Genomic DNA, 13,378 nt, shown 5'->3' with positions numbered 1-13,378 from the left:
CATTAGTGTCAATGTCAAGCTTTTAATCTAAATTCCCTCCAGGTAAGGAAACGGCAATGCCGTGTCGTGCATTTCGGGCGATCGCCAAGTGCGATAAACTGTCGGTAAATCTGGTAAGAAAACGGCATTGCCGTGTCCTGGACAAACAAACATAATCCTGGACGCATCAAGCCAAAGAAACCGGGTTTTTTACCGAATCTGTCGGCTACAATCAAGTATTTTACTAAAAACCCGGTTTCTGACCACCCGTGCGTCCAAGACTATATCATCCCAATCGAGAAATCAATTCATCAGTTGATAACTGCGGCAATTGTTCTAACAACAATGTCAATTCTTCCACAGGTAAAGCTAACAAATTAGCAACCAGTGTAGGTAAACTATCGTTAAATTCATTTAAGCGCAGTCCTAAGACATTTTCTGCTAACAATCTCACCGCTTCTTGTCTTCCCGCTGCATCCACCGTCAGCATAGATATCCCGAGTAAAATTACCGTAAACTCGGCAGCAGGTATCTTGGATACCGGAGAGAGAAACGCTATCATCAACGAGTCTAACTCTCCAAATCTCACTCGCAGGAAATTCTCAAAGATTAAGCGCTGTTGTTCTTGTCTTCCTCGCTCTAATCCTTGTTCTAATCCTTGTTCTAATCCTTGTTCTAATCCTTGTTCTTGTGCGGCTTGTAACTGTTCTTGAAATAGAGGTGCGATAGTCATAATTAACTCCCGGTCTTCTGTTTCTATGGGCTGTTCTAAATCTGCTACTAGGTTTGATTGCAGTCGATACAGCAATTCTAACGTATTAATTCGCAGTGGATTGTCTGTAGCCAAGGCGCTCAACTCCGAAACTGCCCTTTCCTGCACTTTTCCTTTACCCAAAATCCTTATCCACAAGGTTTCGGGAGTTTTTGGCAACTGATGGATGACCACAATTGCCGATCGCATAGATTCCCCCAAAAAATAGATTCCTGGCATCCAATTGGGTTCATCTGTTTGTGCGCGAAACCCATTTAATAGCGATTCTGAGGCTGTGGGAGTGAGAATCCACAATTTCGGCAAATCATTTTCGTTAAATCGAATATTGTCTCTTCTGGCTTCTCGCTCTAATTCGCTCTGAATATCAAACAATTTGCTGATGCAGCTTACAACTTCTCTGGTAGTTACTGGGTTGCGGAATGGTTCAAAAATTGCCGTCGCAGTTGCTAGTTGTCCCAACAATCCCAAATTTGCGAGATGTTCTGGGATTGTGGTTTCATAAGTAAAGTAAACATCGATTTCGCGTACTTCGGAAGTGACATCGCGGCCGATCTCGACTTTCCCAAGTGGAGACAGCATCTCTTCTAGGTATTCTTTGGCAAAGCGATCGTGAATTAATCGAGTCATTCGATTTTGGATTGTGGATTTTAGATTTTGGATTTACTGCACAAGTTAATTATATCATGTTGTAAAGCCAGAGTTTAGGTTTTATGTTATTGCGAAAAACGAAGCAATCTAAGTCTTTGCGATTGCTTCGTTCCTCGCAATGACAATTAATGTTAATTAGAAAATTCCCCGAGGCCAGCGCCGGACATGGCAATAACGTTTCGCTACAAATATCGGGTACAATTTAGAATATTTAGCTCTAGTTTTCCCAATTGGTATTATGCAGCAACAATACCTGACAATCAAACAACTTACTGAAGCGGTAAAAGGTACAATTACCCCTCGGATGGTGCGACACTATCACACCTTGGGGCTACTTTCTCCGGCGGTGCGATCGACTTCTAACTACAGACTGTATACCCGCAGCGACGTGCAAAGACTCCAAAGAATCGTTGCACTCAAGCAGCAAGGCTTTCAACTGTCTCACATTCGCAAACTCTTAGAAACAGACGCGGAGGCTTCCCCAGACGCGCTGATGGCGACTTTGCAACGACAATATCTGTCGGTAATTCAGCAGATTGTGCGCCTGCGAGAAACGGCATCAGCCCTCGAAGGATTGCTGGGGCGGGATCTTTCGTGTCAAGCGGTGCAGGCGGGCGCATTGGCGCAACTGAGGGTTTTGGAGGCCCAAACTGAGGGGGGATTGGGACAGTTAGAACAACTTTGGGATGGTTGGGATGCGGGGGCACACACTCACCCGGAGGCATTTGGGGAGTCGTTACAGCATTTGTTGCCGGATTTGAGCGATCGCTCGGAAATTGAGGTAGACTTGCTATCAAAACTGGTGTTAGCATCCGGTGATTGTTCGCTGCTGCCGTTTGTGAAGTTGAGCGAAACGGCGATTAAATCGGCGCGGGAAGCTTTGAAAAATCAATGTCAAATTGTGGCTGATGTGCCTCCTGTTTTTGCTGCTTTGGATAGCACAAGATTGGCTCATTTGGGAACAAGTATCACAACTTTAATTGATGATTCGCACATTAATGCTGCACCGGAAGCAGAACAGAAATTCTGGCACGAACGCGAGTGGTTTGAAAAGTTGTTGAAATTGGAAAAAGGATGTATATTAGTAATCGGATATGCGCCGTCTGTGCTGATGGCGGTTTGTGAAGCGATCGCGAACGGGCAACTGCAACCGGCTTTGGTGATTGGAATGCCGATCGGTTTTAGTCATGCTCCGGTGGCGAAACGGCGGTTAGTGCGATCGGGAATTCCTTATATTACGACGGTGGGAACTTTTGGCGGCGGATTATTGGCGGCGGTTGCTTTGAATGCTTTGGTTGAGTCTTTGATTGCCAAGCCGAATTGTCACTGTCATCTTAGAACGGTTGACAGTTGACAGTTGACAGTTGACAGTTGACAGTGGGCAGTTGTCAGTTACATCATACGGGAATCAAACTGTTTATGCGTGATGGATAAGCGACTCTGTTTATGAAGTTATTAATCTCTTTACGGATGTAGCAGTTGCTACAAGGGAAAATGGGATTGATATTAGTTGGGTTTCCATCCTTAATAGGGTTTAGGTTGAAATTCGTGGACGCATTTTGGTAAAAGAAACCGGGTTTTTACCGAATCTGCGGGCTGCGATGAAATATTTTCGTAAAAAACCCGGTTTCTGACAAGCTACCCAACCTCAGTGGCTTGCAAAATCTCGTTAACCGGTCTGCCTCGTTTCAGTTCGACCCACTTAACCTCAATGGGCTGATAAGCACAATAACATATTGCGATTTCCTGCTGGGTTTCCTCAGACGAAAAATGGTTGATGCGAGTCACAATCCAGTCGCCATCTCTACCGTGAGTAATGCCATTGTCGGGGTCTTGCAGATTGGTATATTCTCGCAGGCGATCGCCGATTTTGGGCAATTTGCCGGAAAAGTCCCATTCTTCAGTCAACATTTCGGTTAAACCACCGGATGGCATTAATTTGCGTTCTCTCCAGCCTTCGGCGCTCATTGATTCGACTTTGTAAACAATCCAGGTTTGATTCATCTTCGTTAACTCCAAAACGTGTTTAGGTAAAAAACAGGATTCAATAGACCAGATTGTAATTCGCTCTCTCTCTTGAAATACATCTGCGTTAATCTGCGTCGATCTACCTTGCATCTGCGCTTGAACGATCGATCGAAGATTTATGCAATAAGTCTCATCCAATAAATTAAATCACATCACCACTTCCCCAGAGCGCCCCAAACAGCACCCGAAATTACCCCCCAAATCGCCCCCAAACCAGCCCCGACGATCGCACCGACAACAGGGGCCAACTGCACCGACACCCCACCGCTGAGAGCCGGAAACACCGCACAAAGCCCCGCCCCCAACACTGCACCCGCAAAAGTCCCCAAAAAACTCCCCCAAATCGCACCCAAAGCCGCACCGCGAATCCCCGAAGGCTGAAACGACACCGGCAGCTTCGGCGCAAACCCGCAAACACCCAAGAAAGTCCCTGAAACGACACCTCCAACCGAACCCACACCCGCCGCCACAATAGCCACACCCAGCAACAAACCCCCGAATTCGATCGTCGGCCGCATCTGTCCGTTATACTGCTGCCAAACCACCCACCCCATCCCCAGCAAAACGCCCGCCAAAGTCCCCAAAAACCCTCCCCAAACCGCCCCCAAAAATGCTCCGCGCCGGCCCCACACTCTGCTGATCGGCATCGCCAGAGGAGGCTCAAAACCTGCCCAAATACAGCCCCAACCAGCACCAACCGCGGCGCCACACCCGATCGCCTGCCCGATCGCCGGATTGCCATTAATCGCCCCAGACACCGCACCCGCGATCGCCGCCAACAAAAAAGCCCCCCAAGCCGCCCCCGTCAATACACCACCCCACTTGCGCCAAATTTGCTGCGGCGACAAAGTGAAAATACCCCACATCATCCCAAAAAAACTGCCCCAAATCGAACCGACAATAATTGCGCCCAAAATCGGGCCGCCGCCTTCAGCAATTAGCGAAGCTATCCCCACCACCGCGGCCAAACACAAACTGCCCCAAACACCGCCCCAAGCAGCATCCTGAACAATTCTCTCAAACTTGCTAGGGGGAATCTGAGGCGCCGGAGTCCGACTCCGAGAAGGCAGAGGCAGCATCGGCATTTGATAGTTGCCCAGTTGGCGCGGCAGCCCCGTGGCGGGCTGTTGTCGGCGCACTGCGGTCTCCCTCACAGGAGGCGGGGATAAGGGCTTTTTACGCTTGGTTGTGGCGGGCTGCAAGTGCAATCCGTTGCTGACTGCTTGTCGCGAAGGAAACGGATCGCGGCCTTTGAGGAGTTTTGCCCGATCGCACCAAGGGCACCTACTCAAATGATTTCCGTATTTGTGCTGGCTGTTTTTGCTGCAAGTAACCAGAGAATCTTCCGCTTCCCGAATCGCATTCACCCAAGTTTTCGCATCCGGGCGCGCCGACGGATTGCCGTGCCCTTCCTCAAAACAGCGGACAAACATCTGCCGCAGCCGCGGATGCAGCATCTCGAAAGGTGGCGCAGCGGGCATCGGGCGGTAGGGTATTCGCTTGGTACCGGTGGGGAAATGGCCCGATCGAATTCTCGCTTCCAAAGACGGCGGTTCGTCGCTACCGAGATACACTCCCGAAAACGGGTGCGTACCTTCCATCACCAATTGAAAAATTAATACCGCTAAACCGAACAAATCGTGCTCTGGAGCTCGATCGATATCGCGGAAAATCTGGCCCTGCAATTCGGGCGGCGTAAACTCTGGTTTCCCCACGGGACACCGATAAACGTAACCAGTATAAGGATCGCGCACTTGAAACGAATCGGTGTCTACCAGCGTTACCAAAGCCGTATCCGTCACCAGAATGTTCGACTCGTTCACGTCGCCGATGACGTAACCCCTGACGTGGAGGGCGTTTACCGCCGAGGCGAGGTTTCTGGCGGTGCGGTGGAGGTAAAGATAGTTAAATAGCGGTTTTTGTTCGCGCCTGGTTTTGGGAGTGTAGAAAGTGTGTACCGGCAGCACTTTGTTGACGCGCGGCATCACAAAACCGACGATTTTTTCGCGCCCGCCGACAGTATGCAGCAAATCGAGAGGCCAAGCAATTGAAGCGTGTCCCGGTTCCGCGATCGGCGCATCCGGCGGCATACTGAACATGACAGTGAGTTTGTCGCCGTCTTCGTCTGTCGGTTTGTGGTAGATTTTTGCTAGAAGGGACGAGTCTTGGGCGATCGGGTAGATGCGACCTTCACCGCCGCTGGCGATCGCGCTGTTGCTGTCGATCGCAATCAGTTGTCCGCTAAATTGGCGCTGCAACTGCATAGAATTCCGTTAGGGGATAGAGGATTAATCAATTTTAGATTTGAGATTTTGGATTTTAGATTTTAGAAAGCTACCCCACTGATAAACCGGTAATTCTATTTTGTTTTGGGATGAGTATCCTGCCCGTCCTGGAAAACTCAGCAACAGGCAAGATTCCTGTTCCACAATAGTTCAATTTTGCAATTGTGCTTACAATCGATCGGGCTCGATTCCCATTTCTCGCAGTCTTGATTCTAAAGCTTGCGATCGCGATCGTTCTTGTTCCAGCAGAATTTCTGCCTGTTCAGCCCGCAGGCGTTCTTGTTCAGCCCGCAGGCGTTCTTGTTCAGCCCGCGTCTCGGCTTGCTTTCGCAGTCGATCGATCTGAGCAAAACTCATAAATGGTTCTTCAGAAGGCCCGAACATTTCGAGTCCAGTTTCAGATAATTGAAACCGCACTCCCAGTCTCGGACTTACCCAACCCTCCATTTGTTCGATCTGTTCTAATTTTCCCTCAACCCGCAACCATCCTATCAGTTCCAATTTTTCTGGATCGTACAAATAGTATTCTTCCACACCGTAGCGTTCGTAAAATTGAAATTTTTGCATCATCGGAGTCAGACGATTTCCCGGCGACCAAATTTCAAAGGCGACTTGCGGCGCAATATTATCTTCGTTCCACTGTTGGTAAGAACCTCGGTATCCTTTGGGTATGCCAAAAATTGCCATCACATCTGGCGCTTGGCATAGTTTATTCTTCCCTTCCACCGGATACCAAAGCAAGTCACCTGCGACAAAAACATTCGGATCGTCTGCAAACAGCAACTCTAAATTTTCTTTAATCCAAACGATTAATCGAAACTGATCCGTATTGTTTGACATCGGTTCACCGTTATCGTCGGGGTAGATGATCTTTGCTTTTTCGGGAGATTGCAGTTGTGTAACCATTGCTGTTTTCCCATTTTTTTTAGGAGTTGATTTTATTTTAGTCGATCGCCTGTTTCGTCTTCCAGTTCGTCAACTGCGGTTTTAATGAAATTATCCACCAGCCAGTCGCGGGTACGCGAGAAATTGCTCTCCAATTCTAGGTAATGACTGCCTAATTTTGTTTTAAAGTCTTTCGGGAAAATCTCTTTAGCCCCTAACAGATTTTTCCAACGAGTTAGCTGGCTGCTGTTGCGATCGGGAAAGCGGTTGTACAGATAGTCGATCGCGATCGCCTCAAGAATGTCCGCCCCCAGGATTTCCCGCCGTTTTAGCTCGTTTTCCAGCGTACCTTTCGACTGCTGAGTTAGATCGAGATGTTCGCCCAGAGTTGGTTCAATCAACTTTTGAATCAGCCAATTGCCCGCACGGGAAAAATTGCGATCGAACTCTAAGTAAATCGCGCCAAATAAAGCCTCAAAACTCTCGGCTAAAATTTTATTGTACTCACTTTCGTCTGCTTCTTTATCGTCCCCAAGCCGCGAACTATTTTCCTTCAATTTAAAACTTTCTGCGACTTCTGAGAGTTTTTTTCGGTCTGCTAAACGAGCTTTTAAAGTTGAGATAGCATCGCAGTCGAGTTCGGGATATTCGCCGTACAGGTAATCGGTGACAACAGCACCAAAAATCGCTCCGCCCAGCAGTAACAGCCGTTGGTGCTTTACTTCTTGGCCAGTGGGAGAATGATTGGGCCGATCGTCCTCGCTGACATGACAACTATTAGCCAAGGCAATTTCCAGCAGTTGGGTTTGCCCAAAGTCCGAAAGGTCGATCGCCACTTTGACTGCTTCAATATCTACCTGTTTAATTTTTATCTGCTCTAATTCTTCTTCACATTTACCCCACTTTTCCAACCAATCACCGCCCGCATCTTCGACATACAAATCCACAAAATCCACCCCGTTGTGCATCCAATCATCCTGGATTTTTCTGGCAGCTTCTAGTTCTTCAAATAGTTTTTGTAAATTGCTTTCAACGGTGCTTGTGCCTTGTACTGTCATAGTATTGATTTTGATGTAATTTGATTTTATTTCCAACAACTTCACTGCACTTCAATCAAATCTAAATTCACTTTATACCGAGTTGCTAGTTATTTTACAAGATTGATTGTTTCGGTAAATCTTCCCATTGGTTAGCCGCGAATTACGCAAAACCTCGATCGTTCGCAGGCTGCCATCGGGCCGTGCATCTTACCCGTATTAATTGCTGCGGTAAATCTTCCCGTTGCTTGGCCGGGAATTACGCAGAACCTCTATCTTTCCTCGGGTGGGAATTTTGCACTTTACCCCTATTGATTGCTGCGGTAAATCTTCCCGTTGCTTAGCATTCGTAGTTCGCACCTGTTGCCGCAGTTTGCCAGACTCCTCCCGGAAACAGAAAATGGGAAGAAAAATCTTGGCGTAGCCTTCCCCCACAAGGCAAGCGGGCTGATGATTAAGTTGGTGGCATTGTCTAAAATTCTGCAATATGCGAGTTAATCAAAATTTGTTGTTCACCGAGTGTTTAGCAGTCGAACTATTCTCAGCAGCAGATCGGGTGAATTTATGGGAATTTGATGTAACGACCTGCGGGCAAATTATCACTATTATATAATGCAATGTTAACTAACTGGTTCAGGAAATTTGCATCTTTTGTATCATAACTTAAGAATAGTCCCCTGTCAATCCCCCAGCCTTGAAGAGTTTGTTGCCATTTTTGATATTTTTGTTCCGAAAATTCATCAGAAAGAGTGGTGACTTGAATGCAGAGGGGCTGCTGTTGGCGGTTGCTGACGATCGAATCGGTAGCCATAGAAAGATCGGCTACATAGCGATACAAAACACTGCCTTGGCGTTCGACGATCCGGGCCGCGATCGCACGAATGACGCGATCGTCACCCGGATCGAATTCACCAGCCTTGAGTTTTTGTTTCCAGATGTAAAATTTGCGATCGTTTTCGCTGAGCCATTTAGGAAATAGATAGCCGTACCAATACCTTTCGCCCGGAGTCATTAACTCAAACGCCGCTTGTCGTTCTCTTTCCGAAGGTAGAGATTGAACCATCAGCCAAACCTGAGAATCTCGCATAAGCTGTAGTAAAAAAGCCAGCACAAATTTCTTAGCAGTTAGCGAACCGGGTTTAACATCTTTCACCCAGCGATTGATTTCATCCAATCTTCTCGCCAAACTCGGATCTATGAGATCTGCTTCGCTAATTAGGGAGTTGAGCTTATCCTTAATCTCTTGTGCTTGCAAGTGACGACCTACTGTACAGACTAAACCAGAATTGTTGACACCTCGATTTTATTATAGAACCGTGCCAAATTTTCGCCGCTCATCAAACATTTCTAACAATTGTTATGGAACAGGTATCCTGCCAGCCCTTGACTTTATTTGAGTAGATGCCTATTTCATAGTTGCTGCCGATTCCTGCAACCGCAAGTACAATAAGAGTAAATAAACATTCATCAACGGCATCAATAAAAAAACGAGTACATCGACCGCCACTTTATATGGTATGGATTCGCCCGTCGGATCGATTAATAAGGATATCAATATTATTGGCACAATTGTCACAACCAATAACAAAGAAGTCGCTCTAAACAACAACCACCAGCGCCCTTTAGTTAATTTCCAACTGCTGCTGATACTTTTGATAGGCGAATAGTTATAAATTACCGTATGATAAGATGAAAACATTAACCGATATGATATATATAGCCCCGGAATTATTAGGGCAATCAAGCCTGTCAACAGTAGCAATCCATAGATAAGATTAACCAGAAAAAGTTGGGGGAATCTTATTTTAGCTTGCTGGAAAGCCTCACTTACAGTTACTCGCTTTCCTGTCAAACTTCGGTAAGTATAGAAAATAGTGGCTCCCCAAACCAAAATTATTGCTAACCTACAGAACAAGTTAATAATCTGCCCAGCACGTGATGAAGGTAGATCAATAACACTATCAAGGACGCTAAATATCAAAACGGGAGAGTTGATAATCAACAAAGGAGTGTATATATCCCCCATAGCAGCAAAGGTTTCTCGCAATAAGCTTCTGGCGCTAATTTGTGGATCTGTCATTTTTGAGTCTGGTTTGCTAGGTGGATGGGAACAGATCAGGTATTACTCGAAAAAGTTGCCAACAATAATGTTAAATCATCATCGGTGCGTTCGGAGACTCTGGGCGATCGCAAAAACGACTCTAATTGCTCTTTCGCATCCGCATCTTCCTTGGCTGCGCCCGAAAACCGAAACAAAGGCGCAAAAAACGGCCCGTGCGGCGTACCTTCGGGGATTTTGAGAGCGAGCATTTGCAAGCCGTCGGAAAACACGGCTAAGTGCGGCAGTTGTTCCCGCATCACCTTAAATTGCGCTGTTTCGATCGCATTTGGCGAAATCAAAAAGATGGTTTCATTGATATATTCGCCACAAGGAGGTACAGTAAGGGCGATCGCAGTTCCTGCACTATCACCCGCCACCGCCGCACCGTCACCAATTTGAGCAACCGCCATCAATTCCGGCGTCGCCACAACCGCGATTAAAGTGCAAGCTAAATCCCTCGCCGCCACTTCCCGGGTTGCGGCTTCTGCTTCCACAGCCGCCCGCGCGACTTGCAGGGATGCCGTCAAAAATACCTGCCATTCGTCGTCACTTTCAGGCTGCAAATCCTGTTGACAAATAGTTTCCACAACCGCTTCCACAGCAATTTTCGCCCCCACTTCTGCGAGTGCAGCCGAACCCGCGCCGTCAGCAACCGCTGCTACCAAAACACCGTTCGATAAGACGCGCCAGCAGTGGGCATCTTGACAGGGTTGCGATCGTTTTTCATGGCTGGTACCAGTCACCGATGCTGCTACAACTTGCCAATTAAAAGATGAATTCTCCATTAATAACTCTTATATTTAGAACTTCGTAAACTCAAAATGTAGGGTGCGTGATGAATACCTTACCGCTTACATGGGGAGAGAGAGGGCGGGTTTTGCCATTTTTTTAGTCATTTGTATCATAAATCCTTCGCTAAACCCGCCCCTACAAAATGCCAACTGCCAACTGCCAACTGCCAACTGCCAACTGACAACTGACAATTGACTAAACAGTTCCCCATCCGGGCGGCGGCAATGCTACTTGTTCGTCAATTTTTGAGTGAGAAACTCTCTGCATACTCGCCGACAACCAGATGAACATCTCTCGAAAATCTAATCCTCTCAATTTTACAGGAGTGCGCTCGACAATTTGCGCGAGACGCGAGATATTAGCACCTTCGACTCCGACAGCAAAAAATGCCACGCGCTTGTTAGTTTCTTCCTCTTTAATCCGTTGTGCTGCTATTTCCACAACATCATCCGATTCACCTTGAGGTTCGCCGTCGGTAATCATAAATACCCACGGGCGGTAATAGGTAATGCCGTTGTTGCGGTATTCGGATTTGCGGGCGGCAATAGTATCTAGTGCTAGCTGAATGCCGGCGCCCATGTGGGTTTGTCCTTGGGCTGTCAGCAGCGGTGTCTCGAACTGATCGGCGGTCACGAAGTCTTGCACGACTTTGATATTATTGTCAAAGGAAATAATCGCTACTTCGACTCGCTTTTTGGCTAGTTCGTCTTTAATTAGGTCATTCCTAAAAACTTCTAGCCCCTCATTCAAGGCATCTATGGGTGCGCCTTGCATGGAGCCGGAGGTGTCCAGTAGGAGGACGCAGGGGCACCGTGGCTCTGGGTTTTCGGCAAATTCTACGGCTTCGTCTAGTCTCATGGTTCGGGGTTGACCTTGGAGTGGATCGATTTCTAGGTTTGTTACTTTATAGCAGAAGGAAGAAGGAAGAAGGAAGAAGGAAGAAGGAAGAAGCGATCGACCGCATGGGTTAGGATCATTAATCACGTTCTAATCGTCTCGATCGCATTTTACCATTTTCGTGAAATATCAGCGTGTTAAATATCAGAAGGGCGCGCGTGCTTTTCTTAATCCTTGGCTTCATCCGCGTGCATCCGCGTGCATCTGCGGTCAAAAAAACAGATTTATTCCTGGCTGTGCTAGTATAGACTAATAGTATTCCTGCAAAATAAGGATAAATCTTATGATTGCAACAGTCACAAAAAAAAATACTTTTGACCAATTTCTTGTAGAATGTCCCGAAGATGGATTATACGAACTGGTGAACGGAGAGATTATCGAAATATTTCCAACCAGAAATCATATTGATGTTGCTGACGGCATCTTAGACTCTTTTCACGCTCAAATAAAAAACCTGAGCTTAAATTATGTAGTAACAAGCAAAACAGCTATCAGAACTGTAACTCAAGCTGGAGTCGAACAAGGGCGGAGACCAGATGTCAGCGTGATCGATCGCGATTTGTGGTATTCTGACCGTTCTGCCTATGCTGCTGTGCATGAACCAATTCAGTTAGCGGTGGAGGTAACATCAATGAATTGGAACGTCGATTATATTCATAAATTGGATGAGTATCAGCGTCTGGGAATTGCCGAATATTGGGTTGTCGATTATTTAGCAATTGCTAGCTCTAAATTCATCGGAAAGCCCAAAGTTGCGACTATATTTGTCCACCTTCTGGATGCAGACGGTAACTATCAAACAACTGCATTTAAAGGTAGCGATAGAATTGTGTCGCGGACTTTTCCAGAATTAACGCTGACAGCCGAACAGGTGATGAATGTTTAAATTAGGTTAATGGAGCTAACTCTGTTATTATATAGTAAAAATTACTAAAAACATGAAATCTATTTCTGATCAAAAAGCTATTAGTCCTTGGAATTACAAACCTTGGTGGTGTCAGCCTTGGTCGATTCTGTTGACTGGAACGAGTCTGATTTCTGGTAGTTGGTTTTTGCTAAAAACAGTTTGGATAACTGTTTTAGTCGCGATTCCTTTATTGGCTTGGATGGGATTTTTCTTATTGGTTTGGCCGAGGTTGATGCTGTCTAGCGCTGCTTTAGACTCTGATTCAGATTAGTAAGTAGTCGTAGGGTGCGTCGCCCGAGAAAAATCTCATCTGAATATCGACAATCTCACAGCGACGCACCTTATACCTGATTCAGATTAATAAGTAGTCGTAGGGTTCGTCGCCCGAGGAAAATCTCATCTGAATATCGACAATCTCACAGCGACGCACCTCATACCATTTCTCAACGGTGTTTATCAGGTGCGTCGCTATGAGAATATCTGTTGAATTTAGGGATTTTCTCAGGCGACGCACCCTACAGCTACTATTGCATGATTTTTGATAATAGTAAGTAGTCGTAGTTTGTTAGGTGCGTCGCTATGAGAATATCTGTTGAATTTAGGGATTTTCGACGGCGACGCACCCTACAGTAAGTAGTCGTAGGGTGCGTCGCCTGAGAAAATCTCATCTGAATATCGACAATCTCACAGCGACGCACCTTATACCATTTCTCAACGGTGTTTATCAGGTGCGTCGCTATGAGAATATCTGTTGAATTTAGGGATTTTCTCAGGCGACGCACCCTACAGCTACTGAGATTTACGCCCGGGGCAAGAAACCGGGTTTCTACGAGTTTTTGGGTTGGGAAGCAGAAATACCGAGATCAACCCGGTTTCTGAGATTTATGCAGAATAGATCTCAAATGGGTTCTATACAATAAGGGGCTTGCAATTAAATATAACCCCAGTTATACTAAAAGGGTTAGGAAACAAAAAATCTGACATCAGCAGTTGTGACTTGTGTGATTGAGATGGTAAAAATGATCTTGAGTGAACCAGTTAAATTGA

Annotated in this window: 13 protein-coding genes; 3 read left to right on the top strand and 10 right to left on the bottom strand. The window is 46.4% G+C overall.

Going from position 1 to position 13,378, the window contains the following annotated elements:
- Positions 1 to 27: 27 nt before the first annotated feature.
- Together QZW47_RS12745 and QZW47_RS12740 are read right to left on the bottom strand one after the other, a co-directional pair.
- Entirely contained in the window at positions 28 to 153 is a 126-nt protein-coding gene (locus QZW47_RS12745; protein WP_293127734.1) for a hypothetical protein, read from the bottom strand.
- Positions 154 to 265: 112 nt separating this feature from the next.
- Positions 266 to 1,378, bottom strand: coding sequence for a flagellar assembly protein H (locus tag QZW47_RS12740; protein ID WP_293127732.1), 1,113 nt, complete (start codon positions 1,376 to 1,378; stop codon positions 266 to 268).
- A 259-nt stretch (positions 1,379 to 1,637) separates the two neighbouring features.
- On the opposite strand from QZW47_RS12740, the gene QZW47_RS12735 reads away from it, so the two are divergent.
- On the top strand, positions 1,638 to 2,753 hold the full coding sequence (locus tag QZW47_RS12735) for a precorrin-8X methylmutase (protein WP_293127730.1): 1,116 nt from the start codon (positions 1,638 to 1,640) through the stop codon (positions 2,751 to 2,753).
- A 284-nt stretch (positions 2,754 to 3,037) separates the two neighbouring features.
- On the opposite strand, the gene QZW47_RS12730 is transcribed toward QZW47_RS12735, so the two are convergent.
- The 8 genes from QZW47_RS12730 to QZW47_RS12695 form a co-directional block, all read right to left on the bottom strand.
- The gene (locus tag QZW47_RS12730; RefSeq protein ID WP_293127728.1) at positions 3,038 to 3,403 is read right to left on the bottom strand and encodes a hypothetical protein; all 366 of its coding nucleotides are present in this window, start codon (positions 3,401 to 3,403) and stop codon (positions 3,038 to 3,040) included.
- 176 nt (positions 3,404 to 3,579) lie between these two features.
- The gene (locus QZW47_RS12725; RefSeq protein WP_293127726.1) at positions 3,580 to 5,691 is read right to left on the bottom strand and encodes a DNA-binding protein; all 2,112 of its coding nucleotides are present in this window, start codon (positions 5,689 to 5,691) and stop codon (positions 3,580 to 3,582) included.
- Between the two features lie 189 nt (positions 5,692 to 5,880).
- The gene (locus tag QZW47_RS12720) at positions 5,881 to 6,618 is read right to left on the bottom strand and encodes a Uma2 family endonuclease (RefSeq protein WP_293127724.1); all 738 of its coding nucleotides are present in this window, start codon (positions 6,616 to 6,618) and stop codon (positions 5,881 to 5,883) included.
- A 32-nt stretch (positions 6,619 to 6,650) separates the two neighbouring features.
- Positions 6,651 to 7,655, bottom strand: coding sequence for a ribonuclease III domain-containing protein (locus tag QZW47_RS12715; protein WP_293127722.1), 1,005 nt, complete (start codon positions 7,653 to 7,655; stop codon positions 6,651 to 6,653).
- Positions 7,656 to 8,196: 541 nt separating this feature from the next.
- Positions 8,197 to 8,889, bottom strand: a complete 693-nt coding sequence (locus tag QZW47_RS12710) for a hypothetical protein (RefSeq protein ID WP_293127720.1) — start codon at positions 8,887 to 8,889, stop codon at positions 8,197 to 8,199.
- Positions 8,890 to 9,039: 150 nt separating this feature from the next.
- Positions 9,040 to 9,714 carry a hypothetical protein gene (locus QZW47_RS12705; RefSeq protein ID WP_293127718.1) on the bottom strand — a complete coding sequence of 225 codons (675 nt, stop codon included), beginning with the start codon at positions 9,712 to 9,714 and terminating at the stop codon, positions 9,040 to 9,042.
- 35 nt (positions 9,715 to 9,749) lie between these two features.
- Positions 9,750 to 10,520, bottom strand: a complete 771-nt coding sequence (locus tag QZW47_RS12700) for a PP2C family serine/threonine-protein phosphatase (protein WP_293127716.1) — start codon at positions 10,518 to 10,520, stop codon at positions 9,750 to 9,752.
- 202 nt (positions 10,521 to 10,722) lie between these two features.
- Entirely contained in the window at positions 10,723 to 11,385 is a 663-nt protein-coding gene (locus QZW47_RS12695) for a VWA domain-containing protein (protein WP_293127714.1), read from the bottom strand.
- 322 nt (positions 11,386 to 11,707) lie between these two features.
- Here QZW47_RS12695 and QZW47_RS12690 point away from each other — a divergent pair, with 322 nt between their 5' ends.
- Positions 11,708 to 12,310 carry a Uma2 family endonuclease gene (locus tag QZW47_RS12690; RefSeq protein ID WP_293127712.1) on the top strand — a complete coding sequence of 201 codons (603 nt, stop codon included), beginning with the start codon at positions 11,708 to 11,710 and terminating at the stop codon, positions 12,308 to 12,310.
- 52 nt (positions 12,311 to 12,362) lie between these two features.
- On the top strand, positions 12,363 to 12,602 hold the full coding sequence (locus QZW47_RS12685; protein ID WP_293127710.1) for a DUF6737 family protein: 240 nt from the start codon (positions 12,363 to 12,365) through the stop codon (positions 12,600 to 12,602).
- Positions 12,603 to 13,378: the final 776 nt, after the last annotated feature.

The organism is Microcoleus sp. bin38.metabat.b11b12b14.051 (assembly GCF_013299165.1).
In the GTDB taxonomy this organism is placed as follows: Bacteria; Cyanobacteriota; Cyanobacteriia; order Cyanobacteriales; family Microcoleaceae; genus Microcoleus.
The sequence above is the reverse complement of the archived record's forward strand: the minus strand, read 5'-3'. Positions and strand labels throughout refer to the sequence as shown.

Excerpts from the sequence above, each read along its gene's own strand:
- QZW47_RS12745 (WP_293127734.1), bottom strand. The coding sequence starts at position 153 with ATGTTTGTTTGTCCAGGACACGGCAATGCCGTTTTCTTACCAGATTTA.
- QZW47_RS12700 (WP_293127716.1), bottom strand. The coding sequence starts at position 10,520 with ATGGAGAATTCATCTTTTAATTGGCAAGTTGTAGCAGCATCGGTGACT.
- QZW47_RS12740 (WP_293127732.1), bottom strand. The coding sequence starts at position 1,378 with ATGACTCGATTAATTCACGATCGCTTTGCCAAAGAATACCTAGAAGAG.
- QZW47_RS12705 (WP_293127718.1), bottom strand. The coding sequence starts at position 9,714 with ATGACAGATCCACAAATTAGCGCCAGAAGCTTATTGCGAGAAACCTTT.
- QZW47_RS12720 (WP_293127724.1), bottom strand. The coding sequence starts at position 6,618 with ATGGTTACACAACTGCAATCTCCCGAAAAAGCAAAGATCATCTACCCC.
- QZW47_RS12690 (WP_293127712.1), top strand. The coding sequence starts at position 11,708 with ATGATTGCAACAGTCACAAAAAAAAATACTTTTGACCAATTTCTTGTA.
- QZW47_RS12685 (WP_293127710.1), top strand. The coding sequence starts at position 12,363 with ATGAAATCTATTTCTGATCAAAAAGCTATTAGTCCTTGGAATTACAAA.
- QZW47_RS12695 (WP_293127714.1), bottom strand. The coding sequence starts at position 11,385 with ATGAGACTAGACGAAGCCGTAGAATTTGCCGAAAACCCAGAGCCACGG.
- QZW47_RS12735 (WP_293127730.1), top strand. The coding sequence starts at position 1,638 with ATGCAGCAACAATACCTGACAATCAAACAACTTACTGAAGCGGTAAAA.
- QZW47_RS12715 (WP_293127722.1), bottom strand. The coding sequence starts at position 7,655 with ATGACAGTACAAGGCACAAGCACCGTTGAAAGCAATTTACAAAAACTA.
- QZW47_RS12725 (WP_293127726.1), bottom strand. The coding sequence starts at position 5,691 with ATGCAGTTGCAGCGCCAATTTAGCGGACAACTGATTGCGATCGACAGC.
- QZW47_RS12730 (WP_293127728.1), bottom strand. The coding sequence starts at position 3,403 with ATGAATCAAACCTGGATTGTTTACAAAGTCGAATCAATGAGCGCCGAA.